The sequence below is a fragment of the Acinetobacter lwoffii genome (assembly GCF_022967985.1).
Classification (GTDB): Bacteria; Pseudomonadota; Gammaproteobacteria; order Pseudomonadales; family Moraxellaceae; genus Acinetobacter.
In genome coordinates this window covers 12,829-36,970 of sequence record NZ_JALJVC010000019.1, presented here as the reverse complement: position 1 = coordinate 36,970, position 24,142 = coordinate 12,829, and the positions used below count along the sequence as shown (strand labels likewise).

Sequence of the window (24,142 nt, the reverse complement as noted above, 5' to 3'; positions counted from 1 at the left end):
AGCAAGACTAAGACGCACGAAATTTCAATCTGTAAAAGTGCCAGACTGAAATAGTATTTTCATCTTCATTAGCGAGCTGCTTCACCTGGCTAAATTATCGGGAAATGTAGTTTATGGCTTGATAGTGTGTGAGTTTTAGTGAGTTTTCTGAAAAAGCCTTGCTAAATGGGTGCAGGGAAAAGCATTTTTTCATACAATAGCCGCACCTCGATATAGGTGCAAATAATGAGTAATACCATCCCTGATTTTCAAGCAGATGAATTTTTGTTAGACCATTATGTAGGCAAAACGCCGCTGGTGCGTTTACAGCGTCTGGCAAGTCACACTCAAGCTACAGTACTCGCGAAACTCGAAGGCAATAACCCAGCAGGTTCGGTCAAAGACCGTCCGGCCTATAATATGATCATGCAGGCCGAGAAGCGTGGGCAGATCAAACCGGGTGACACCCTGATTGAGGCAACGAGCGGAAATACGGGGATTGCATTGGCGATGGTCGCAGCAATGCGTGGCTATAAAATGAAGCTGATCATGCCGAACAATATGAGTCAGGAACGTAAGGACGCGATGCGTGCGTATGGTGCCGAGCTAATTGAAGTAACCAAAGAGCAGGGCATGGAAGGTGCACGTGATCTTGCTGCTCAAATGCAGAATGATGGTGTGGGTCTGGTGCTGAATCAGTTCGGAAATCCGGACAATGTCGAAGCGCATTACCTGACCACGGGTCCAGAAATCTGGCAGCAAACCGGTGGCAAAATTACCCATTTTGTTAGTTCTATGGGTACCACCGGCACCATCATGGGTGTGTCGAAATACCTGAAAGAAATGAATCCTGATATTCAGATCGTCGGTTTACAGCCATCTGATGGTTCAAGCATTGCCGGAATCCGTCGCTGGCCAGAAGAATATCTGCCAACCATTTTCGACCGCAGCCGAGTCGATCGCATTATTGATATTCCACAAATCGAAGCTGAAAAAACCATGCGTAAGCTGGCACAGAAAGAAGGCATTAGTGCCGGAACCTCTTCTGGTGGGGCAGTGTGGGCCTCGATTAAACTGGCGGAAGAACATCCGGATGCAGTGATTGTGTGTATTATCTGTGACCGTGGTGACCGTTACTTGTCTACAGGGTTATTCTCTGTACAAGATCCTGAATAATTATTTGAGCACTGTTTTATGCGCCTGCCTGTTTTAACTTTCGATATTGAAACCCAAACCGATCTCAAATCAGGCGCGCATCTGTTTGGTCTGGACCTGCCCGAGGCAGATCTGGATCAGGCCCTGACCAAATTACGCCGTCAGGATTCAGGCTCCGATTTTCAGCGTTTACCGCTGCATGAAATCGTCTGTATTTCCGGTTTGTGGATGGATGAGCAGGGCATGAAGCTGTTTTCGTTTAGCCGGGAACAACATTCTGAAGCAGAAATTTTGAAAAAATTCTTGTCCATTTTTGACAAGCGCCATCCGACTCTAGTGAGTTGGAATGGCTCACAGTTTGATTTACCAGTAATTCTATACCGTGCTATGTATCATGGGCTCTCTGCACCGAGTCTGTTCGATCAAGGCGAAATTGATACGCAAAAGCGTTATAATAACTACCAGAATCGTTACCATCATCGTCATGTTGATCTGATGGATGTGATGGCCATGTTTCATGCCCGTCATTTCCAGAAGCTGGATGATGTGGCACATTTGCTGGGCTATCCAGGCAAGCGCGGTGACGGAGCCTATCGGGTTCCAGAATATGTCCGCAATCAGCAATGGATCGAACTAACGTCTTATTGTGAAGGTGATGTCCTGAATACCTGGCTGGTGTATATCCGCTGGTTGCTGTTAAAAGGCCAGTTGTTGCTGCCGGATTATCAGCATTTGCTGCAAAGCACGATTCAATATTTGCATACTCAACCGCAGCATGCGGACTTTTTATCAGTTTGGCGTGAGACTTCGCAACGAACTGAATTTACCCAATTTGATTTTCCCATCTCCACACCCTAGGTTTTCATGAAACATCGAGCAAAAGCACGTCCTATCCAGCAACCCGAGTACATTTTTCAGGTTGAGTCACTATCGCATGAGGGACGTGGCATCGCTCATTATGGTTCACATCCAGATCATCCGCAGCATAAACATGGCAAGAAAGTCTTTATCCGTTATGCCTTGCCGGGTGAAACCGTGCGTGCCCGTATTACCCGAGAAGTTAAGAAACTCGAAGAAGCCGACAGTCTTGAATTGTTGAGCGACGCTTCCGAGATTCGCGTGAAGCCGGTGTGTCCGCATTTTGGCGTTTGTGGTGGCTGTAATATGCAGCATATTGCTGCGGATGCGCAGATTGAACTGAAACAGAATGTGCTGAAATCGCATCTTCAGCATTTTGCTGGAATCCAGCCTGATCAATGGCTACCGTCTTTACGTTCACAACGTGAAGATTATCGCCGTAAAGCCCGGATTGGGGTGCGTTATCTACCTTCCAAGGATCAGCTGGTGGTGGGTTTTCGTGAGAATCAGTCCAACAAACTGACACCGATTGATCGCTGTATGATCTTGGATCGCGAGTTTGGCTCGGTTACACGTCTTAAACAATTGCTGCAAGGTCTGAATGGTAAGGCCGACATCGGTCATATAGAATTGGCCATGGGGGATCAGGACATTGCGCTGCTGGTGCGTGAAACTGCAAAATTATCTGCCGATGATGTCAACCAATTGCGCGAATTTACGTTACAGAAAGGCTGGCAACTGTATCTGCAGCCTGCCGGCAAAGAAACGCTTTCGCGAATAGATGATACAGAAGCATCTGCACGCTTACACTATGGTCTTGATGACTTTGATGTGAAATTCGGCTTTAATCCTCTGGACTTTACTCAGGTAAATTCAAGCATCAATCCGCAAATGGTACGATTGGCATGTGATTTGCTACAACTGCAACAGGGTGAACGGGTTCTGGATCTCTTTTGTGGATTAGGAAACTTTTCCTTACCTCTTGCGCGCTGTGTTGGTGCGTCGGGTCAGGTGATTGCGGTCGAGGGAAGTGATGAAATGGTTCGACGTGGTGCGGAAAATGCCAAAAACAATGGTATTGCACAAATATCGTTCTATTCACAAGATTTAACCAAAGATTTCTCGCACCACACTTGGGCAAATCAAGGTTTTGATGCATTATTAATCGACCCGCCACGTGCCGGGGCAGAAGAAGTGATGCATTATATCCCTCAGTTTGGAGCTAAAAGAATCGTTTATGTGTCATGTAATCCTGCGACACTCGCCAGAGATGCAGGACTCTTGGTACAACAGGGCTATCGTCTCACCCAAGCGGGCGTGATGGATATGTTTACACATACTGGACATGTTGAATCAATCGCATTGTTCGAAAAAGAAAATCAAATAAACGATTAAAGAAATGATGTTTTTAAAAGTAGGAGACGGGTATGGTCACAGTACGTGAGCAACTCCCTGGACGACTCAATGAGTTGTCACAGGAGACGACTGTAGAACATGCCGAACAAGCACACCAGGATCTGACTGAATGGTTGGATCGGGTTCGTGGCATATTAGATGGCGCACCTTTAACGCAGCTCGAAGAAGTCGCCCACTTAACATTAGAAAGAGAGCTGCAAAGTACGGTTCAGCACCGCTCCAATACCTTTTATACTGGTATTGAGATGGCGGATATTCTGGCGCATCTGCATGTCGATGAAGATACTTTGTCCGCAGCCATGCTGTATCGTGCTGTTCGTGAAGGCGTCATGCCACTCAGTGAAGTATTGGAACAGTTCGGCGAACAGGTGCATAGCCTGGTCAAAGGTACGCTTGCCATGGGTAAGCTGTCTGAGCTGATCGAAAAAAATAAACGCCTGGAAGATCATTTCAATAATAACCAGCGTGAACATCTGTCTGGCATTTACAAAATGCTGATCTCGGTCACCGAAGATGTACGGGTTGTTCTGGTCAAGCTGGCCGAACGTACCTATGCCTTGCGTGAACTGGCCAATTCCTCGCGTGAGCGTCAGGAACGGGTGGCCCGAGAAATTCTGACCATTTACTCGCCACTGGCACACCGCTTGGGCATTGCCCAGCTGAAATGGGAGCTGGAAGATCTGGCATTCCGTTATCTTGCGCCGGAACGTTATAAAGAAATTGCTTCCTTACTGAATGAAAAGCGTCTGGAGCGTGAACAGTATATTCAGTTTGTGATTGATAAATTACGCAATGAATTGGCCGAACATGGTATCGAAGCTGAAATTAATGGCCGGGTGAAACACATTTATTCGATTTATCGAAAAATGAAAAGCAAGAACCTGAGCTTTGACCAACTCTATGATATTCGTGCTTTACGGGTACTGGTGAAAAGTGTACCGGAGTGTTACCACACTTTAGGTATTGTGCATCAGATCTGGCGCCATATTCCGCATCAGTTTGATGACTATATTACCAATCCGAAAGCCAATGGTTATCGTTCTTTACATACTGCAGTGATTGCCGAGAATAAGTCACTTGAAGTGCAGATTCGTACCCATGCAATGCATGACGAAGCTGAACTGGGGGTGTGTTCACACTTTAATTATAAAGAAGGTGCAAAAACGACAGATCGCTCCTTTAACCATCGTCTGCATTCCTTACGTGCGGTACTTGAGCATTATCAAGAGCGCAATGAAACCAGTGCACATAAAGAATCTGAAGATGAAATAGAGAATTTTGAACATATTCAAGATTTTGAAGGTTTTGAAAAGATCTATGTGTTTAGCCGTGATGGTGATATCAAAGAGCTGCCGCGTGATTCGACCGTACTCGACTTTGCGTATCATGTGCATACCGAAGTCGGGAACAAGTGCTATGCCGCACGGGTAAATCAGCGCTATGTGCCGCTGACTTACACCCTGAAAACCGGTGAGCAGGTCGAGATTTTGACCAAAAAAGACCGGGAACCGAATCGGGACTGGTTGGTCAATTCATTAGGTTATATCAAGACTGCCCGTGCGCGGGACAAGCTGCGTCACTGGTTCCGTCAGCAGGATCGCAGCAAGAACCTGGAAGTCGGCCGTGAAGTACTGAACAAAGAATTGTCACGTCTGGCAATTCATCCGAAATCGATTGATCTGAGTGATTATTGCAACCACTTCAATGTCAAAACCGGTGATGACATTCTGGTGAATCTGGTCAATGGTGATATCAGCCTGCATGCCCTGATTAATCAGGTGAACCGTCACATGCATCTGGATCAGGACGAGCCTGAGCTGGTGCTGAAACCTGCCTTGAACCCGCGTGCCAGTCATACGCTGTCAGCGCACGGGATTCTGATCGACGGTTTAGATAACGTGGAACTGCATGTCGCGCAATGTTGCCAACCGGTGCATGGTGAATCGATCGCTGGCTATATCACTCTGAATCGTGGAGTGAGCATTCATAAGGTGGCCTGTCCGGACTATGTGCGCATGATCACCCAAGAGCCTGAGCGCGCGGTAGAAGCCGATTGGGAAATGCAGCCGACTCGTGGTCAGAGCGTACAGATTGTGGTGGAAGCTTATGATCGACGCGGTTTGCTCAAAGATCTCACGCAAGTGATTTTCTCGGATCAGATCAATATCCGTCAGGTGAATACCATTTCGGAAGCGGATGGTATTGCCAATATGAAGCTGCTGATTGAAGTCAAAGGTCTGGCACAACTTTCCAAGCTGCTGGCCCGTCTTGAGCAGCAACCGGGAATTATCAGCGCGCGTCGTCTGGTACAGGGTACTTAATTCCTGTTACCTAAGTTTAAAAAGCCTGCAATTCAATTGCGGGCTTTTTTATTGTAAGGTATTTGAATCACATGCATAAAAAATAGACCAGCAAACCAAAATGAGCGCGACCGAAATATTTGAACGTAGACGAAATAATCTGGCCAAGGTGATTGATTTGCTGATCGAGACGCAGCAATTTAAAACCGGCAAAGAGATCTGTGAACATTTCGGCTTGTCAGCCTCATATATTGCGCAATTGCTGAATAGCAAACGCCAGATCGGCGAGAAAGCAGCAAGGGAGTTGGAACAACAACTGGGTCTAGATGTGCTCATTCTAGATCAGTCGACTGAACCAAAAGTTGAATTAGCTCCGGTTCCAGCGCAAGGTACTCTGTTTCAAATGCAGGTAATAGAACAGCAGGCATTTGCACTTATCTCCCTGGATTCAGCGCTCTCATTCAATCAGGATATTTTTCATCTGCAAGCACAGCATTATGCGATTCAGGTAGCAGGGCCGTATTATTTTCCCAGCTTAAAATCAGGTTGGTGGCTGATTTGTGACAAACAGGCCGGGTTGCCAATTTCATGCATGCTCTGTATATATCTGGTCAATGGCCTGCAGCTAATTTTGCAGTTGGTGAGCGAAGCTCAGGATCATTATGAATTCCAAAGCCTGGATGAACACCGACAGGTGATTTTTCAAAAAACCGATATTGAGAAAATCCATCCAGTCATTTCGATTATTCCCACTGCCACATATTCAAACAGCAGAAATAATTCAGCCCATCATAAGACGGGCTGAACGATGAACATGAAACAGAACAGATTATGGAATCTGGTTCTCGTCTTCAAATTCTGGCTTCACCTGAACAATAAAGTCCTGACGGTTTAGACCACGCCACAAGGCAAAGGCTGTACCAATATAGATCGACGAATAGGTCCCGACAAAGACACCAACAAACATCGCGATCGAGAACCATTTCAGACCATCACCACCCATCAGCATCATGGCAAGCACCACGAGCAATAAGGTCATAGAGGTATGAATGGTACGACGCAGGGTTTCAGTCAGGGCAATGTTAATGATTTCGACCGGTTCTGCACCACGAATCTTACGGAAGTTCTCACGGATACGGTCAGAGACCACGATATTATCATTCAGTGAGAAACCGATGATTGCAAGGAGTGCCGCAAGTACAGTGAGGTCAAATGGCCACTGCATCATCGCAAAAATCCCGAGGGTAACGACGATATCATGGAACAGTGACAATACTGCACCCATAGCCAGCTTGACCTCAAAGCGGATGGTGACATAGACCAGCATCAGCAGGAGCGCAAGTGCCACAGCACCGCCAGAACGGACATAGAGCTCATTACCGACCTGTCCACCGACGACATCAACCTTCGGTACTTCTGCCGCATTATTTGGCAGTTGAACTGCGGCTGTAACAGCTTTGGTCAGGTCTTCAGCTTCGATATCTTCCTGAACCGGCATACGCACCATCAGGTCACGTTCAGAACCTAAAGTCTGAACCACAGCATCATTAAAGCCTGCCTGGTTCAATGCCTTGGAGACATCTTCAGGTTTGACCGGATTGGTATAGTTTAATTCGGCTGCCACACCACCGGTAAAGTCTAAACCGAGGTTCAGGCCTTTGGTGGCAATAAAGAAGATACTCGCAACGGTTAAGAGGATTGAAAACAATGCCGCAGGCATCGCAATCTTCATAAACGGAATAATGCGTTCGTCTTCCGGGCGACCGTACTGTTTTTGATTCAGTTGAGTATTTTCAGTCATCAGTGATCTCCTTAAATGCTCAACTTTTTCAAGTTACGTTTTTTGCCATAAATGAGCTGTACCACGGCACGCGTTACTGTAATGGCAGTAAACATCGAGCAGACAATACCAATCATCAGGGTTACGGCAAAGCCTTTGATCGGACCTGTACCAATCGCGAACAGAATGAACGCCACCAGGAATGTGGTCAAGTTCGAGTCGAAAATGGTGTTATAGGCACGATCATAACCGGCCACAATCGCCTGTTTTGGCGAAGCTCCCCATTTCATTTCTTCCCGTATTCGTTCACAGATCAGTACGTTGGCATCGACCGCCATACCGATGGTAATGACGATACCGGCAATACCCGGAAGGGTAAGGGAAGCGCCAATCCAAGACATGACTGTCAGAATCATCGCCAGGTTAAAGACCAAGGCAAAGTTGGCAATCACACCAAACAGACGGAAGAATACCACCATCCAGATGGCGACCAGAAGGAAACCGATCTGAGTTGAAAGTACACCTTTATCGATGTTTTCTTGACCCAGACTTGGACCAATTACACGTTCTTCAACAAAATACATTGGCGCAGCCAACGCACCTGCACGCAGCATCAAGGCAAGTTCAGCAGCTTCTTGCGGCGAGTCCAGGCCAGTAATACGGAACTGAGAACCCAGTACTGCCTGAATGGTTGCAGCGTTAATGACTACAGATTCAGTATACGGGGTACGAACTTCAGTCTGAGTGCCGGTCGCAGGGTCTTCCACATAATTAATGCGCTGCTTGTTCTCGATGAACAAGACGGCCATACGTTTGCCGACCGCATTACGGGTGGCATCCGACATCAGTTTGCCGCCTGCGCTGTCCAAGGTAATGTTAACTTCAGCACCGCCTGTGTCTTGGCTAAAGCCACTTGATGCATTCTGAACACGTTCACCGGTTAAGATACGGTTACGGTTCAAGAGGAGCTGACGACCACTGTCCAGTGACTCATAAGCAAAGACTTCTGTGCCTGGTGGCAATGCACCCGTTGCCTGACCGGTATATGGATCAATATATTGATCATTCAGGTCAGACACCAGACGGAACTCGAGGTTCGCGGTACGACCTAAGACACGTTTCGCTTCAGCGGTATCCTGCACACCAGGAAGCTCAACCACAATACGGTTGCTGCCCTGAGTTTGAACCAGTGCTTCTGCCACACCTAACTCGTTAATACGGTTACGTAAAGTGGTCAAGTTCTGATTGACAGCATAAGATTCAATTTCTTGCTTACGCACATCAGTATAGTTTAGACGTAAGGTCGAACCGGTCTCGGTCGCAACAGCCTGCTGGGTAAACTCATTGCCATTACGGCGCAAGAAGTCCATCGTTGCAGAACGATCATCATTGTTGGCAAACTGCATCACAATGGTGTTGTTGCTTAAATTCAGGCTATTAAATTTCAGGTTGTTATCACGCAACTGACGACGTAGATCCGTCGCAGAGGTTTCCATGCGCTGGGAAATGGCCTTGTCCATATCCACTTCAAGCAAGAAGTGAACACCACCACGTAAATCCAGGCCGAGCTTCATTGGTTTGGCACCAATTTTTTGCAGCCATTCTGGGGTGGTCGGGGCAAGGTTCAATGCAACCACGTAATCATCACCTAAACCACGACGTAAAGCCTCTTTAGCTTTAAGCTGCGATTCACTTGAATCTACACGTAATAAAGCTGCATTGTTGCCAAAGCTATTGTCATGGGTGGCAATATTTTCAGTTTTTAAAATTTGCTCTGCTTTTTGTACGATGCTTGCATCAATTTGAGTACCGGCTTTGGCACCCGAAATCTGTACAGCAGGTTCATCTGGATACAAACTTGGCAGGGCATATAAAGTACTGATCACCAGGACAACCAGGATCAGTACATATTTCCATGCTGGGTAACGCATTCGTTTTCTTCTTAAAATGAAAAAGTCGTGCGAGGGCACGACTATTTTTGATTAAAGGTTATTTAAAGTGCCTTCAGGGAGGACTGAAATCACACTTGCACGTTGAACTTTGACTTCTACACCACGGCTCAATTCAACCACTGCGAAGTCACCTTCAATCTTGGTGATTTTGCCCATTAATCCGCCTGCAAATACCACTTCACTGCCAACGCCAAGGCTGTCGACCAAAGCACGGTGTTCTTTGGCACGTTTAGATTGAGGACGCCAGATCAAGAAATAGAAGATTGCAATAAAAACAGCAATCATCAAAAGGTTCGCCATCATGCTTGGTTGTTGTGCAGCTTCACCTGCAGCGTGAGCAGTCGAAATAAAAAGGCTCATTACATTTTCCTAAAATAAAAAACTGGTGATCAACTCGATAATAAATTGACATATTCTTGCAATTTACATTGTCTTTTTCCTCAGCGCAAATGCTGATGGATTAATCTTGCGGACAAGGTGGCACTTCCAGGCCACGGCGGGCATAAAAGTCATGAACAAATTCGTCAAATGTACCGTTGTCTAATGCATCACGCATCGCTTCAGTCAAACGCAGGTAATAGCGCAGATTATGAATCGTACCGAGCATAGAGCCGAGCATTTCCCCACATTTCTCAAGATGGAATAAATAGGCACGGGTAAAGTTCTGGCAGGTATAGCAGTCGCAATGCGGATCGAGTGGGCTTTGGTCATGACGATATTTACTGTTACGGATTCGCACCAAGCCGTCTGTCACAAAATAGTGACCGTTACGTGCATTTCGGGTTGGCATCACGCAGTCAAACATATCGACACCACGACGCACCGCTTCTACAATATCTTCAGGCTTGCCGACACCCATCAAATAACGCGGTTTGTCTGCAGGCATTTTTTCTGGAAGATAATCCAGGACCTTGATCATTTCCTCTTTTGGTTCGCCCACGGACAGACCGCCAATCGCATAACCATCAAAGTCGATTTCTAGCAGGCCTTTTAAAGATTCATCACGTAAATCTTCATACATGCCGCCTTGAATAATACCGAATAGCGCATTGCGGTTTTTCAGTACGTCATGATGCTGGGTTTTACAGCGTTTGGCCCAGCGTAAAGATAGTTGCAAAGATTTTTGCGCTTCTTCATGCGTCGCAGGATACGGGGTACATTCATCAAAAATCATTACAATGTCAGAATTCAGCGTGTGCTGAATATCCATTGAAATTTCAGGAGATAAAAATACTTTTGAACCATCGATTGGCGAGCGGAAGGTCACACCTTCTTCTTTAATTTTACGCATTGCGCCCAGACTGAAGACCTGGAAGCCACCTGAATCGGTCAAAATGGGACTATTCCATTTCATAAAGCCGTGCAGGCCGCCATGTTCACGAATCACATCCAGTCCTGGACGTAGATACAAATGGAAAGTATTGCCCAGAATGACTTGAGATTTGATCTCTTTAATGTCGCGTGGCAACAGGCCCTTGACCGTACCATACGTACCCACAGGCATGAACATCGGGGTTTCCACCACACCGTGTTCAAGCGTTAAACGACCACGACGGGCACGGCCCGACTGACCTAATTTTTCAAACTTCATAGGAGTTCCACATCAAGGCGAAAAAACAGTTCGCTGATTGTTATAGCTAAAGGGCGCTATTTTCCTTGATTCTTACGCTAAACGCCAGCATTGTAGAGCATTCGCTCTGTAATTTTATTTATCGCTGAAGCTAGGGAACATCCGGGGAAATTGGCGGATGTGTAGAAAACTGCTGCAAGCGCTGCTGAATATCTTCCCGGCTCAGAGGCCATTGCGGCGATATGCTGGATCAGTTTCTGGATATACATATTGCTATCGACAAAATAGGATTCCAAAGTCAGCAAATAGGCATCTTGCGCCACTTGTAGATAGTCATAAGGCTCCATCACCAGCATCTGCTCCAGATCAATCAGAATATCTTTGTCGTTTTGCGAGAGTTTCAAGCGTTTCTGTATGGCAGGTAAATGAGTAGTTTGTCTGGATGCCAGAAATTCCTGTAAATGAATATGCTCAGGATTAAGTGTCTGTGCAGATTGGCATTCAAATGCGACTTGGGGCGGCAGGCTCATGAAAAACAGGATGCGATCCAGATCCAGACCATAGGCCTCAGAAAGACGATGTTTGGCCTGTTTAAAACTATCCAGCAATAAATCCAGATGCGTCGCGTGCAGCTGTTTTTGCTGTGTCAATACCGGATGGCCAAAGCTGTGCTAGGTTTTAAAATAATCGGCCAGCAAGGTTTTAAAGGGGGTGAGTCCTGAGTCGGGCGAAGTGTGGGCCCGATAACGCCATTTCTGGACATTCCAGCGATCCTGTTCCGCTAGATATTGCTGAGGATCTTCAGGATCTTTAAAAATACTGCGTTCAGTCGAGATGGCCAGATCATCCAGCAGTAAAAATTCGTCAAAGACCAGACTACAGGCATAGATTTGATCATCCTGATAATGGTCGTATAACCGATAAAATTCCTCGACCAGCGTCTGTTGCAAGTGCTCTAAATAATCCAGCATAATTTTTATTCTTTATATTATAAGTTTTAGATAGGTACAGCCGCATCCTTGGCTATTTTTATAATAAGTTAATGCGCCAAGGATGCAAAATTTTATCAGATCTTGCTGTTCACTCAGTGAAAGTTCGGACGGTAATCAAAATTCTGGGTCACGCTTTGATCACGGAATGGACGTACCACTTTTTTTCTGAGCAACATATTGTTAATGATGTTGTGCGGAAAAATCTGGATCTGATTATTAAACAGCTCGACATTACGATTATAAATGGTAATCGCAGCACCGACATTTTCATTCTGTTCTTCAATTTCAGCCATCATTTTCAGATAGATGTCATTGGCTTTCAGTTCCGGATAATTTTCAATCACCACATTCAGGCTATGCATCAACTGCTTATTCAGGCTTTCAATGCGCTGTAACTGCCCAATATCGGCATCCTTAATATTCAGATTCATGATGTTCTGACGCAGTTCGGTAACTTTTTCCAGGGTGCCTTTTTCGAAACTCGAGTATTGCTCGACCAGCGGTTGTAGCCCATCCAGAATTTTCAGTTTTTGCCGTTCATAACTGGCGACATCTGACCAGGCGCGAATCGTGGCGTTGTGATGACGGACAATACTGTTGCGGATCATGATAATCGCGACAATCAGCGCAACGATGATCAAACATAAAATCAAAAATCCCATCCGAGATCTCCCCAAGCTATATCTATATTTTAAAAATGATGCGAAAAATTTATTTTAAAAACTGCAGCAGATCATGTTGTAAGTTTTCGAGCTGTTTTAATTTAAACGTTCTCAGGTGGCCGCGCAATGTGGAAATATCGCTAATATTCTGCTGCTTGCTCGATACCTGAAATAAATCATGGGGCCCTAGATAGCACAGCATCTTATTTTCTGGGTGAAACAGTAAATCACCCTGACGCTGTTCAAAAAAGTCGGCCAGTCGCAGCACAAAACCCGGACTGAGTAATTTGGCAGTTTGCAGCGGATCACTGCCATAAAAGCTTAATCTCTGGTTGGTGCGAATATCGCTGCTGTGCCAGGGATGGCTATAAGGATAATAAAATTTCTTTCTGGAAGTCGTAACGGCCAGTCCCTGAATCTGGATATCAAAAACAAACACGCCCCACAGGTCTTTATGGACCTGCATCAGTTTGACTGGCTGACCTTCCTTGTTTCGGGCCTGCACTTCATCAATATAGTGGTATTGGAAGAGTAGTACCTGATGTTGCTGGCCATTTTCGTCTTCCCAGACCGTGCTGGCATAACGTTGAATTTCATTACTCAACGAACCTTGATTGAATACTGGAAATAATTGTTTTAAATGCCGGATAAAGTGCAGGGGATTAAGAGGCATGGAAATATGCTGTGGCTGTTTTTGAAAGGCAAGCTGATATTTCTTGGCCAATGCCTGTTCTTCCAGAAAAGCAATGACTTCCTCTAAGGGCTGCTGCTGTTCATAGCAAATATAGGCCCAGAAGATGCAGAGACAGCCGAGGAAAAAACTGCCCTGAATCCAGATATTTCCCGGCGCAATAAAAATGCTGCCAATCAGAAAAAGCCCAATTCCGGCAAGCGCAAGCGGCAGGTTATTTTCAAACTTGAGCGTAATCGGGCCATTCCAGGGATGCAGCCCATCCAGCAATTGCTGATGCGTTTTGGCCTGTTGACCCAGATCCCAAAGCCGAGCGATATTTTGAAACACCACTGCATTTTTCTTGCGGCGAATATGAATGGACTGTTGTACAGACTCGATCGGCATGGGCAATGGTTCTCGCTTATTTCGCCTGATCAATCAGCATGGCATCGCCATAACTGAAGAAGCGATACTGGCTGTCTACTGCATGCTTATAAGCATTGAGAATATTGTCACGATTGGACAAGGCAGACACAAGCATTAACAGGGTCGATTCTGGTAAATGGAAGTTAGTGATCAAACGATCGACCACTTTAAACTGATAACCCGGATAGATGAAAATCTGGGTATCACCTGTCCAGGCTGCCAGTTCACCGTTATGTGCTTGTGCTGCACTTTCGACTGCACGGGTGGCAGTCGTGCCTACAGAAATGACTTTATTACCGCGGGCTTTAGTCTGACGAATCATCTCGACCGCAGTTTCAGGGACGTCGCACCATTCGCTGTGCATGATGTGATTTTGAATATCATCGGTACGCACTGGCAGGAAAGTACCTGCACCAACATGTAGGGTCACAAAAGTTTTTTGAATCCCTTTGGCTTCCAATTTTGCCAACAGATCGGCATCAAAATGCAGGCTGGCAGTAGGTGCTGCAACGCTGGCCAGTTTGGTTGGGTCATTAAACACGGTTTGATAACGTTCAGTATCAATCTCTTCCGCTTCACGGTTGAAATAAGGCGGAATCGGCAAGGCGCCGTATTGATCCAGCACATCGAGAATTGGTTGTGAAAATTCTACAATAAACAGATTTTCATGACGGCCTTGTACGGTCACTTTCACTGCATCCGGGCCAATAAAAAGTTCTGCACCGGCTTTCGGAGTGTTGCTGGCCTTAATATGACAATAGGCAATAAAGCGATCTTGCATACGCTCAACCAGCACTTCTACCGCACCGCCTGAAGCACGTTTACCTTTTAAACGGGCCTTCATGACTTTGGTGTCGTTTAATACCAACAAGTCGCCGTCTTCAAGTAAATCCAGAATATCGGTAAATTGATGGTCATGATATTGACCTTGGGCATCGAGGTGCAACAGGCGAGAGGCACTGCGTGTTTCCAGTGGGTAGCGAGCAATCAGCTCATCGGGGAGATCAAAATTAAAATCAGAAAGTTGCATGATGATTTACGCTAAAAAAACTGCGGCTAGTATAAACTTTTTTCTTTTTTATGGCGGGAATTGCTCGATTTTAAAACGAAAAAATGCGATTTGTTTTAAAAATAAACAAATGAAAATATTCTGCGTTGACAGTGCTGAGAAATCGCGTATTATACCTTTCATCCACTCCCGAGGTGGTGAAATTGGTAGACGCGGCGGACTCAAAATCCGCTGTCAGAGATGACGTGTCGGTTCGAGTCCGACCCTCGGGACCAAAATTCTAGAAAACCCCAAGCGCATTCAGTCTTGGGGTTTTTTATTGTCTAATGAAAAATATAACAACTAGTTTATAATGAAGAAACTGTTATCACTAATTTAATAAAACAATTATCAAGCTTAAATTAAAGAGTTAAGTATGACCGTAGAGAAAATCGAATTGATTCAAAAATTAAATGAATTTAAAAATAGGCTTAGCGAAGAAGTATATAGTGCTTATAAAGAGAAAGGCAGGGAGTATGGGCGGGAAAGATTTAAATCATGGGAAAGAGCAATACAAAAATTTTTAGAAAAATATTTTCCTGCTTATACTAGTAAATTACACTCAAAACTTCATCCTCTAGTGATGGTTGGTTATCATGATCCAATTAAGCAATTTATGGAGGACGAGTATAAACCCTCAATCTCCTTTATTGATTCTCTAATTATGGATATTGAGAATGATGAAGTACTAGCTGATGATTCTAGTAAATCAAAAGTCAAACTTAGTAAATCTGATACAAATTCGAATACACCATTAAGAAAAGCTTTTATTGTTCATGGTCATGATAAAGCTAAAAAGCTTGAGACAGCACGCTTCTTAGAAAAAATAGGTTTTGAGGCTATTATCTTGCATGAGCAAGCTAGTAGTGGGAAAACTATTATTGAAAAATTAGAAAAATTTATCGATGTTGGATTTGGTATTGTGCTATATACGCCAGATGATGTTGGTGAGGCAGTTTCTAAGCAGGCTAATCTAAAACTGCGAGCGAGACAAAATGTTGTATTTGAACACGGTCTTTTAATTGGAAAGTTAGGACGTGATAAAGTAATTCCATTAGTTGTTGATCATAATATTGAACTTCCAGGAGATATCAGTGGAATGGTTTACATGTCTGATAATGGCTGGGAAATTCAACTTGCCAAAGAAATTAAATCCCTTGGTTACGAGGTAGATTTTAATAAATTATTTTAAACACATTAAAAAAACCGGCGCCTAGACGCCGGTTTTTCTACATCACTGACTCAGTTAGTTCTTAAAAGCTTAGATCGTTTCAAGCGCTGCATTCAAAGTTGCACTTGGACGCATTACTGCATTTACTTTTTCTTGATCAACTGCGTAGTAACCGCCGATGTCTACTGATTTGCCTTGAACTTCTGCAAGCTCAGCAACGATTTTATCTTCATTTTCAGCTAAAGTTTTTGCAAGTGGTGCAAATTTCGCTTTCAATTCAGCATTTTCGTCTTGAGCAGCCAAAGCTTCAGCCCAGAATTTCGCCAGGTAGAAATGGCTACCACGGTTGTCCAATTCGCCAGTACGACGAGAAGGAGACTTGTCGTTATCTAGCAATTTACCAGTCGCTTGGTCTAAAGTTTTAGCAAGTAACTTGATGTCGTCATTGCCTTCTTTAATACCCATTTCTTCTAAAGATACCGCCAACGCCATGAATTCACCGAGTGAATCCCAACGTAAGTGGTTTTCTTCAACTAACTGCTGTACGTGCTTAGGAGCAGAACCGCCTGCACCTGTTTCGTACATGCCACCACCTGCCATTAATGGCACGATTGACAACATTTTCGCAGATGTACCCAATTCCATGATCGGGAACAAGTCAGTCAGGTAGTCACGCAGGATGTTACCTGTTACAGAAATAGTATCTAGACCGCGAGCAACACGTTCAAGCGTATAACGCATTGCACGTACTTGTGACATGATCTGGATGTCAAGACCAGTGGTGTCATGATCTTTCAGGTATTTTTCAACTTTCTTGATGAGTTCGTTTTCGTGTGGACGGTACGGGTCAAGCCAGAAGATTGCCGGCATGCCAGAGTTGCGTGCACGAGTAACTGCAAGTTTTACCCAGTCGCGGATCGGTGCGTCTTTCACCTGACACATACGCCAGATATCGCCTTCTTCCACGTTTTGTGACATCAACACTTCACCAGTTTCAAGATCAACGATGTTTGCAACACCGGCTTCAGAGATCTCGAAAGTCTTGTCATGTGAACCGTATTCTTCAGCTTTTTGTGCCATCAAACCAACGTTCGGTACAGTACCCATGGTTTTTGGATCAAAATTACCATTCCACTTACAGAAATTGATCATTTCCTGGTAAATACGCGCGAATGTAGATTCAGGCATGACTGCTTTACAGTCGTAAGGTTTGCCATCAGCGCCCCACATTTTACCGCCACCACGGATCATGGCAGGCATAGAAGCATCTACAATGACGTCGTTAGGAGAGTGGAAGTTAGTGATGCCTTTTGCTGAATCAACCATCGCCAGTGCTGGACGGTGTTCTTGACAAGCGTGCAGGTCACGGATGATTTCTTCACGTTGAGAAGTCGGAAGCGTCTCGATTTTCTCGTAAAGACCGGCCATACCGTTATTGACATTAATGCCAAGCTCATCAAAAAGCTTGCCATGTTTTTCGAATGCTTCTTTGTAGTAGATTCTTACACAGTGACCAAAGACGATTGGGTGAGACACCTTCATCATGGTTGCTTTAACGTGTAAAGAGAACAGAATGCCTGCTTCACGACAGTCTTCAAGTTCTTTCTCGTAGAAGTCGCAAAGTGCTTTCTTGCTCATGAACATTGAGTCGATGATTTCGCCGTCTTGAAGCGCAACTTTTGGCTTAAGAACAATGGTTTCACCAGACTTGGTGATCAATTCCATTTTCACATCACGTGCGCGGTCTAAAGTCATTGACTTTTCGCCGTGGTAGAAGTCACCTTCGTCCATGTGTGAAACGTGAGTTTGAGACCACTGTTTCCACTCGCTCATAGAATGAGGGTGTTTTTTCACGTAGTTTTTAACGGCAGCAGGTGCACGACGATCTGAGTTACCTTCACGTAGAACAGGGTTTACTGCTGAACCAAGACATTTGCTATAACGTGCCTTGATTGCTTTTTCTTCTTCAGTGGTCGGGTTTTCAGGATAGTCAGGGATTGCATAGCCTTTAGACTGAAGTTCCTTGATACACGCTGTTAGCTGGCCAACAGAAGCACTGATATTTGGGAGTTTGATAATGTTCGTGTCTGGATCTTGTGTAAGACGACCTAGCTCAGCTAGAGTGTCAGGCACCTTTTGCTCTTCGCTTAGGTAATCTGTAAATTCGGAGAGCACGCGCACAGCTACAGAGATGTCACTTTTGACGATCTCAACGCCAGCTGGCTTAGTAAAGGTCTCAATGATCGGCAGCAGAGAATAAGTCGCCAGTAATGGCGCCTCGTCGGTCAGTGTGTAAATGATAGTTGACTTTCCACCAGCCATATATAGCCCCTTGCGTTGGATTGAGTTTCTGAGGACCGAACTTTTGGCCCAGCCTCTTTGAACCGATTTGCTTAAATAAAAACATTGAGAGTATCGTCTTTCAGCGCATTTCAGTCAACGAAATATGCCTTTAGATTGAAATTTGGGTGAAAATTTGTACAGATTTGTATGGTTTAGCCGTGTTTATATTTTGTACAAAAAAATAATCATCTTCTGCTGTAAATCCTGATGAAAATGATCGGAAATGATTCGCTAGCCAATTGTATTCACTGAAAATGGTTTTTTGAGTCCGACATAGACTTAAACTGATCCTCGAGATGTATATCGGTACCGAATGACTTCATGCTGTTTTGCGCAAATTCAGTCAGGCTGATGATGCAAATTTGTCCTTGGCAGATGGCTACATCATCATGGAATAGCTTTGCGCTATACTGGCAAGCATTAATGAAATGATCTTAAAGATTGACACTAACAAGGAAATGTAATGCCCAGCCTGTTTATTGTAATGCTCGGTGGTCGTCATGCCCGTGCCAATACAGAAGTTCATGATGTGGTTTTGGCTGTGGGGGAGAGTCTGGAAGATACCTATCCGCAATTAAAAAATGCCTGGTTTGCGGAACAGAAAGGCTTGCATATTGATGCCTGGGCGCAAATCAACGGGCTAGAGTTCGAGGGCAAGTCCTATGTGCTGCAATTTACTGATGCACAGCCACAGCAATCCGATGAAAAACTTTGGCTGATTAATCTGGGTGGTTATGATCCACGTGAGTTTGGTGAGTTACATCGTTATGTGTTGGTGGTTGCGCAGAATGCTATGGTCGCTAAACAGCGCGGTAAAGCTTACTTCGCCGGGCACTGGCAAAAACAGCATACCGACCGCGTGCTGGATGTAGATGACTGTATTGCCATCGATCAGGTTTATGGCCACTACGTCCAACTGCTAGAGGGTAGTTTTAGCGGCAATCGCTGGGAAAATACCTATCTCACGATTTAAAGCAGTTTGCGATTGAATTAAACTTGCGGCTGGCTTGATGATTCGATAAGCGGTTTAAAAAATCTCTTTATCAAAATTTAATAATTGGCATAATACTGCCAAGGAAAAACAGTTTTGACTGAGATGGAATGTCTTAAATGGATTTAATTCAGGCAAATGGACAACCACGTTATGGACGTTTCAAGGAGCTTCCAAAAAGTATTGACTATCAGGCATATCAATACAAAAATCCTTATGGTCATGTGCTGTCAGGCTGGCGTAAGCATCTAAAATATAAAAAATTCAAATTCTGTAGTATTCAGCACGAGCATTATACGATTGGACTGGCGATTGCCGATATTGCATGGGCAGGGCATGGTTTTGTCTATGTCTATAACCATATGAGCAATGAAGTGCTGGAATGGAATGCGATTAATTTCCTGTCACGCAACACTGTGCTGGATGAACAGCCGCTGTTTAATCATAGTTATTTTCACAAGTCACCTTTTCAGATCGATATCCAGCATGCCAACGGCGTGCGTTATATCAACGTCAGCAAATATGGCGAGATTAAACTCAGTGCCCGGATTTTTTGTGCTGGCACAGACCCGCTGAGTATGTGCAGTCCGACTGGCATCAACGGCTGGACCTATACCCAGAAACTGACCACTTTGGGCTGTGAAGGCTTTTTCATTAACAAGCAGGGGCAAACCATCCAGTTTAATGAACGCAGCTTTGCCTCATTAGATGATACGTGTGGCTTTTTACGCCCGGAAACCGCCTGGTTCTGGCTGTCCTGTAATTTCTGGGATGTGAACCATAACCGGATTGGGCTTAATCTGGCTTCGGGCGTGAATGAAAGTTTTGGCAACGAGAACTGTCTATGGGTCAATGGAAAAATTTATCCACTGGCCGATGTGCTGTTTCAACAGGAATCGGAAAACCAATGGACGATTCAGTCGCTGGATGAAAGATTGAATCTGATGGTCAGCACAGGCTGGCGCCGTTATGAAAATCTGAACCTGCGTCTGGTCGGGAGCCAGTTTAGTCAGTGGCAAGCCAAGGTTTCCGGAACGATTCAGCAGGATGATCAGGAAATTATTTTACTAAATGAATATGCCTTGCTTGAACAGCATTATGCCAAATGGTAAAAGTGCAGGACATAAGACCTAATTTAAAAGCCTTCAATTTTGAAGGCTCTTTTGATTTGAGCTTAATCTTTGGCGGCCTGCCAGAAGGCTTCACCGGCCTGAATTGGATCATTGGTTTCGGCTAAGGTTTTTACCCAGACATCGTATTGCGCAATCACAGGATGCTGGCTGGGATGGAAGTCTTTTTTAAACCAGTCCCGATATTGTGGGCCCATGCGGGTCAAGGTGCCGTTACGGCCAAACAACCAAGGCAGTCCTTTCAGGTTCATTTGCAAACGCTCCAAGACACTGAAGCCATCATGTTTCAGCATGACATTGGCGCGATAGACGGTATAACTAAACATCAAAAATGTCGTGCTGAGCAGGGTCATTTTGCGCATCCATTCAGGTGTTTTCGCGACATCTTTCATCACGTCAAAAGCCACATCACGATGCTCCATTTCTTCAATGGCATGCCAGGCAAACATGGCACGAATAAAAGGATGGGCATCTCTTAACGTATCTTTCTGTCCAAAAAAAGTCTCGGCCATGAGCGCAGTCAAATGCTCTGCAGCAGCAGTCACCGCAATATTGTATTCAGGTGAGCGGTTTTTCAAGTCGTAATTCATCATGTAATTGAGGCGCTGGATGAACTGATCTACGGGCATGCCTTGCTCGCGCATCAGCTGATTCATTTTTTCATGGGCAATGCCATGCTGTGCTTCCTGACGAATAAAATCTGCAACACGCTGCTGTAGTTCCGGGTCTGTGATTTGCTCGCGGAACAGGCGTACACTCTGAATAAAATAGCGCTCACCATCAGGAAATGTCAGGCTCAGGGCATCGAACATGCGGGTCAGAAAGGGATCACCGCCAAACCAGTAGCGCGGAATTTCATCCAGTTTAAAATCAAGCTGGGTCCGGACCACGGGCTTTATCAAAGATTTTAATACTGCATTCATCTTGTACGTTCTTTTTTATGACGATGTGAACAGTATGTCGGGAATCCTGTAATTGTTTTGACAGTGCTTGCCAATTTTTATACATTTTATGCCAAATGAAAATAAAACTGCTCAGACTAAAGCAGGCAGCGAGAAGCGCGCATGCAAGAAATTAAAATATCCAATGGTTATATTCAACTCTGGGCGACCTATCTGCGCGGTCTGCAAATTGAGCCTTTGGAAGCTGACTTTCTGCAAGAACTACATGAAGTACTTGTCCCCCTGATTGATCAGCCTTTTGCCACACAAGTGCCTCTAGAATTATTGAATCAGCTTCTTTTAACAACCCGGCAGTATTTAAACTGTCCGCAGCTGATTTTCGAGATTGTGCAGGTCATTCGCCCAGAACATTTTGGTGTGCTCGGTTATATGGCTTCGCGCAGCAGTAGTGTTTCGGAAATGATCCGCCATATCATGCGCTTTCAACGACTGGTGATTGATGGCAGTGAGTTTGTACCTTTGCAGTTGAAACAGCATGAACATAGTATTGAATTATACTGGGCTTATCTGGACGAAAAATATAATTTGCTCAATGAACTGACCATGGCCGCGATGGTGCAGTTGGGACGTGTCATTTTACAGGATCATCAACTGTTAGTCCGTTGTGTACGCTTTGCCCATGCGCCCGATAGGGGACAAATGCATTATCAAAAGTTTTTCGCCAGCGAGGTGAGATTTTCCCAAGCCTACTATGGCATAGAACTGGATTTGCAAGGACTGGCACATCGGTCTGAGCAGGCTGATCCAATGCTGTTGCAGCTACTGGTTCATCAGGCAGAACAGGCGATTGCAGCCAAGCCGCCCCTTGAAAATCATTTGGAACAGGCGCAGCAAATGATTGCCGAACAGCTGCGGACCCAGCATCAGGCCATTAAAGTTGAACAGCTTGCCCGGCAGTTGTTGATGTCGACACGGAGTTTGCAACGCTTATTTAGTACCCATGGCACTTCATTTAAAAAACTGCTGGAACAGCAGCGGATCAAACGTTGCGAGCTGTTGTTGCAGAAGGGATTAGGTCTGACCGAAATCGCCGAGCAGCTGGATTATTCTGACCAGTCGGCATTGGCACGGGCCTACAAGGCAGCCACCGGACAGACATTATTAGAGCGCAGAAAGCAGTTACACAAACAGCGCAGCTAAAAAAAGCGACCCGTATCGGTCGCTTTTTTATTTGAAGAAAATGGTGAGGTTAAGCGTTGGCTTTGATTTGAGGGAATCTAAACGCAATCGCCGCAATCGCAAAAATGGCCAGAATCCAGCAATAGTACACACCACCAATCAGTTCAACCGGTGAGATTTTTGCAATGGAACAGGCCAGTAGTAACTGTGCGCCATAGGGAATCAACCCTTGTACCACACAGGAGAAAATATCCATCAGTGCCGCAGAACGCTTAGGATCTACGCCGTATTCTTTGGCAACTTCACGTGCCATATCACCAGACAGAATAATCGCCACGGTATTATTGGCCACAAAGATATTCGAAAACACCACCAAAAAACTAATCCCGATTTCGCCGGCACGTTGCTTCCCAACTTTAAACAGACGGGTCAGGCTATAAATACGCTCGATCATGCAGCGTAAACCACCTTCACGCTGCATGATCGCCGACAGGCCACCCAGAAACATCGACAATAACGCCACTTCAAACATGCCGACAAAGCCATCGTAAATTGAAGTATTCAGTTTGAGCAGATCGAATTCAGCTGTGGCAAATAGGCCAAACAAGCCGGAAAGTAGTACGCCAATGGTCAGTACAGCCAGAACGTGTAAACGGCTAAAGGCCAAAATAAATACGGCGATATAAGGTAAAACCAGAAGCCAGTTAAAATCCTTGTATTCCACCGCATTGCTACTGCCAGTACTCAATACGTAAATCAAAATAGTGACGATTGATGCAGGGACCGCAATCCAGACATTGACCCTGAACTTGTCACGCAGTTGTACGCGTTGGCTGGTGGTTGCCGCAATGGTGGTGTCCGAAATCATGGACAGGTTATCACCAAACATAGCACCGCCAACCACCGCACCAATCGCATAAATCACGTCAATATCGGTAACCTGGGTGAAACCAAAAGCGATCGGCGCACAGGCTGCAATGGTGCCCATGGAGGTACCCATCGCCGTGGCAATAAAGGCCGAGATCACAAATAACATCGGCAGAATAAATGTAGGTGGAATCACTGACAAGCCCATCTGCACGGTGGCGTCGACGCTGCCAATGGCGCTACTGACGCTGGCAAAAGCACCTGCCAGCATAAACACCATAAACATCAGAATTAAGTTCGGATGACTGGCACCTCTGAGGAATTCCTCAATGCCCTGGTTGAGTTTGCCGCGATACACTAATGCAGCCAAGATAATCGCAGGCAGGGCGGCCACAGGCGCTTTCACCTGATAGAACGCGAACTCGGTTCCGATCAGGGAATGATAGATCCCGCTACCCAAAAATATGGTTAAAAATACAATAAGCGGCAGCAGTGCAATGGCGCGTGCCTGCACTGTAGCCTCAGAATCAGTCTGCATAGGAGATAAAAAAGTAAGAGAATAGGACTAGTATAAAGCAGGTTTTGCTATTTCAGAAAACTTTAAATGAATGCGCTAACATCTGCATTTTTATTAATTTTTATATGATAAAAATAAGTTTATCTAAATATTCAGGATTTTAGGTAATAGCAAAATTAGGCATCTTTGATCATTGTGAAAAAAATCAAAATAATCGTAAATAGACCCTTC

Annotated in this window: 19 protein-coding genes, 1 tRNA gene and 1 pseudogene; 10 read left to right on the top strand and 11 right to left on the bottom strand. The window is 45.0% G+C overall.

Translation table 11 applies throughout. The annotated features are described in order from the left end of the window. The first annotated feature begins 225 nt into the window (after positions 1-225). From cysM to MWG72_RS11635, 5 genes are all read left to right on the top strand, one after another. Positions 226-1,155, top strand: a complete 930-nt coding sequence (cysM, locus tag MWG72_RS11655; protein WP_004281649.1) for a cysteine synthase CysM — start codon at positions 226-228, stop codon at positions 1,153-1,155. An 18-nt stretch (positions 1,156-1,173) separates the two neighbouring features. Then, on the top strand, positions 1,174-1,992 hold the full coding sequence (locus MWG72_RS11650) for a 3'-5' exonuclease (RefSeq protein WP_247144101.1): 819 nt from the start codon (positions 1,174-1,176) through the stop codon (positions 1,990-1,992). Between the two features lie 6 nt (positions 1,993-1,998). Continuing rightward, on the top strand, positions 1,999-3,387 hold the full coding sequence (gene rlmD / locus MWG72_RS11645) for a 23S rRNA (uracil(1939)-C(5))-methyltransferase RlmD (protein WP_247144100.1): 1,389 nt from the start codon (positions 1,999-2,001) through the stop codon (positions 3,385-3,387). Positions 3,388-3,419: 32 nt separating this feature from the next. Then, a complete protein-coding gene (locus tag MWG72_RS11640; protein WP_180038925.1) occupies positions 3,420-5,729 on the top strand; it encodes a RelA/SpoT family protein in 2,310 nt (769 codons plus the stop codon). 100 nt (positions 5,730-5,829) lie between these two features. After that, complete coding sequence (locus tag MWG72_RS11635; RefSeq protein ID WP_247144099.1) at positions 5,830-6,513, top strand: hypothetical protein; 684 nt, start codon at positions 5,830-5,832, stop codon at positions 6,511-6,513. A 24-nt stretch (positions 6,514-6,537) separates the two neighbouring features. Here the strand turns inward: MWG72_RS11635 and secF are convergent, their stop codons facing one another. The 8 genes and pseudogenes from secF to queA all read right to left on the bottom strand — a co-directional run bounded on the left by secF (position 6,538) and on the right by queA (position 14,793). Next, a complete protein-coding gene (gene secF, locus MWG72_RS11630) occupies positions 6,538-7,512 on the bottom strand; it encodes a protein translocase subunit SecF (protein ID WP_171066787.1) in 975 nt (324 codons plus the stop codon). Between the two features lie 8 nt (positions 7,513-7,520). After that, complete coding sequence (gene secD, locus MWG72_RS11625; protein ID WP_004733746.1) at positions 7,521-9,419, bottom strand: protein translocase subunit SecD; 1,899 nt, start codon at positions 9,417-9,419, stop codon at positions 7,521-7,523. Positions 9,420-9,470: 51 nt separating this feature from the next. Continuing rightward, the gene (gene yajC, locus MWG72_RS11620) at positions 9,471-9,800 is read right to left on the bottom strand and encodes a preprotein translocase subunit YajC (protein ID WP_004645158.1); all 330 of its coding nucleotides are present in this window, start codon (positions 9,798-9,800) and stop codon (positions 9,471-9,473) included. A 100-nt stretch (positions 9,801-9,900) separates the two neighbouring features. Next, on the bottom strand, positions 9,901-11,031 hold the full coding sequence (gene tgt, locus MWG72_RS11615) for a tRNA guanosine(34) transglycosylase Tgt (RefSeq protein ID WP_005252828.1): 1,131 nt from the start codon (positions 11,029-11,031) through the stop codon (positions 9,901-9,903). Positions 11,032-11,161: 130 nt separating this feature from the next. Continuing rightward, positions 11,162-11,981 (bottom strand): annotated as a pseudogene (locus MWG72_RS11610) (DUF4303 domain-containing protein). Positions 11,982-12,094: 113 nt separating this feature from the next. Next, entirely contained in the window at positions 12,095-12,664 is a 570-nt protein-coding gene (locus MWG72_RS11605; RefSeq protein ID WP_247144098.1) for a LemA family protein, read from the bottom strand. A gap of 49 nt (positions 12,665-12,713) precedes the next feature. After that, positions 12,714-13,742 carry a hypothetical protein gene (locus MWG72_RS11600; RefSeq protein ID WP_247144097.1) on the bottom strand — a complete coding sequence of 343 codons (1,029 nt, stop codon included), beginning with the start codon at positions 13,740-13,742 and terminating at the stop codon, positions 12,714-12,716. A gap of 16 nt (positions 13,743-13,758) precedes the next feature. Next, positions 13,759-14,793, bottom strand: a complete 1,035-nt coding sequence (queA, locus tag MWG72_RS11595; RefSeq protein ID WP_005106092.1) for a tRNA preQ1(34) S-adenosylmethionine ribosyltransferase-isomerase QueA — start codon at positions 14,791-14,793, stop codon at positions 13,759-13,761. Between the two features lie 167 nt (positions 14,794-14,960). Between queA and MWG72_RS11590 the strand changes: the two genes are divergently transcribed. Beyond that, a tRNA-Leu gene (locus MWG72_RS11590) sits at positions 14,961-15,047 on the top strand. A gap of 140 nt (positions 15,048-15,187) precedes the next feature. Next, positions 15,188-16,003 carry a TIR domain-containing protein gene (locus MWG72_RS11585; RefSeq protein ID WP_180038932.1) on the top strand — a complete coding sequence of 272 codons (816 nt, stop codon included), beginning with the start codon at positions 15,188-15,190 and terminating at the stop codon, positions 16,001-16,003. A 69-nt stretch (positions 16,004-16,072) separates the two neighbouring features. On the opposite strand, the gene MWG72_RS11580 is transcribed toward MWG72_RS11585, so the two are convergent. After that, complete coding sequence (locus MWG72_RS11580; RefSeq protein ID WP_247144096.1) at positions 16,073-18,304, bottom strand: NADP-dependent isocitrate dehydrogenase; 2,232 nt, start codon at positions 18,302-18,304, stop codon at positions 16,073-16,075. 484 nt (positions 18,305-18,788) lie between these two features. On the opposite strand from MWG72_RS11580, the gene MWG72_RS11575 reads away from it, so the two are divergent. Beyond that, positions 18,789-19,298 (top strand): DUF1543 domain-containing protein, encoded by a 510-nt coding sequence (locus MWG72_RS11575; protein WP_247144095.1) that lies wholly within the window; start codon positions 18,789-18,791, stop codon positions 19,296-19,298. A 137-nt stretch (positions 19,299-19,435) separates the two neighbouring features. Then, positions 19,436-20,428 carry a DUF2804 domain-containing protein gene (locus MWG72_RS11570; protein WP_191112605.1) on the top strand — a complete coding sequence of 331 codons (993 nt, stop codon included), beginning with the start codon at positions 19,436-19,438 and terminating at the stop codon, positions 20,426-20,428. A gap of 62 nt (positions 20,429-20,490) precedes the next feature. Here MWG72_RS11570 and MWG72_RS11565 read toward each other — a convergent pair whose 3' ends face one another. Then, positions 20,491-21,369, bottom strand: coding sequence for a metal-dependent hydrolase (locus tag MWG72_RS11565; RefSeq protein WP_247144094.1), 879 nt, complete (start codon positions 21,367-21,369; stop codon positions 20,491-20,493). Positions 21,370-21,510: 141 nt separating this feature from the next. On the opposite strand from MWG72_RS11565, the gene MWG72_RS11560 reads away from it, so the two are divergent. Further along, a complete protein-coding gene (locus MWG72_RS11560) occupies positions 21,511-22,548 on the top strand; it encodes a helix-turn-helix domain-containing protein (RefSeq protein WP_247144093.1) in 1,038 nt (345 codons plus the stop codon). A gap of 49 nt (positions 22,549-22,597) precedes the next feature. Here MWG72_RS11560 and MWG72_RS11555 read toward each other — a convergent pair whose 3' ends face one another. After that, positions 22,598-23,932: a Na+/H+ antiporter NhaC family protein gene (locus tag MWG72_RS11555; protein WP_247144092.1), complete on the bottom strand. Its 1,335-nt coding sequence runs from the start codon at positions 23,930-23,932 to the stop codon at positions 22,598-22,600. Positions 23,933-24,142 lie beyond the last annotated feature (210 nt).

Excerpts from the sequence above, each read along its gene's own strand:
- MWG72_RS11640 (WP_180038925.1), top strand. The coding sequence starts at position 3,420 with ATGGTCACAGTACGTGAGCAACTCCCTGGACGACTCAATGAGTTGTCA.
- MWG72_RS11560 (WP_247144093.1), top strand. The coding sequence starts at position 21,511 with ATGCAAGAAATTAAAATATCCAATGGTTATATTCAACTCTGGGCGACC.
- queA (WP_005106092.1), bottom strand. The coding sequence starts at position 14,793 with ATGCAACTTTCTGATTTTAATTTTGATCTCCCCGATGAGCTGATTGCT.
- secD (WP_004733746.1), bottom strand. The coding sequence starts at position 9,419 with ATGCGTTACCCAGCATGGAAATATGTACTGATCCTGGTTGTCCTGGTG.
- MWG72_RS11580 (WP_247144096.1), bottom strand. The coding sequence starts at position 18,304 with ATGGCTGGTGGAAAGTCAACTATCATTTACACACTGACCGACGAGGCG.
- tgt (WP_005252828.1), bottom strand. The coding sequence starts at position 11,031 with ATGAAGTTTGAAAAATTAGGTCAGTCGGGCCGTGCCCGTCGTGGTCGT.
- MWG72_RS11575 (WP_247144095.1), top strand. The coding sequence starts at position 18,789 with ATGCCCAGCCTGTTTATTGTAATGCTCGGTGGTCGTCATGCCCGTGCC.
- MWG72_RS11600 (WP_247144097.1), bottom strand. The coding sequence starts at position 13,742 with ATGCCGATCGAGTCTGTACAACAGTCCATTCATATTCGCCGCAAGAAA.
- MWG72_RS11650 (WP_247144101.1), top strand. The coding sequence starts at position 1,174 with ATGCGCCTGCCTGTTTTAACTTTCGATATTGAAACCCAAACCGATCTC.
- rlmD (WP_247144100.1), top strand. The coding sequence starts at position 1,999 with ATGAAACATCGAGCAAAAGCACGTCCTATCCAGCAACCCGAGTACATT.
- MWG72_RS11635 (WP_247144099.1), top strand. The coding sequence starts at position 5,830 with ATGAGCGCGACCGAAATATTTGAACGTAGACGAAATAATCTGGCCAAG.
- MWG72_RS11605 (WP_247144098.1), bottom strand. The coding sequence starts at position 12,664 with ATGGGATTTTTGATTTTATGTTTGATCATCGTTGCGCTGATTGTCGCG.
- MWG72_RS11570 (WP_191112605.1), top strand. The coding sequence starts at position 19,436 with ATGGATTTAATTCAGGCAAATGGACAACCACGTTATGGACGTTTCAAG.
- MWG72_RS11555 (WP_247144092.1), bottom strand. The coding sequence starts at position 23,932 with ATGCAGACTGATTCTGAGGCTACAGTGCAGGCACGCGCCATTGCACTG.
- MWG72_RS11585 (WP_180038932.1), top strand. The coding sequence starts at position 15,188 with ATGACCGTAGAGAAAATCGAATTGATTCAAAAATTAAATGAATTTAAA.
- MWG72_RS11565 (WP_247144094.1), bottom strand. The coding sequence starts at position 21,369 with ATGAATGCAGTATTAAAATCTTTGATAAAGCCCGTGGTCCGGACCCAG.
- yajC (WP_004645158.1), bottom strand. The coding sequence starts at position 9,800 with ATGAGCCTTTTTATTTCGACTGCTCACGCTGCAGGTGAAGCTGCACAA.
- cysM (WP_004281649.1), top strand. The coding sequence starts at position 226 with ATGAGTAATACCATCCCTGATTTTCAAGCAGATGAATTTTTGTTAGAC.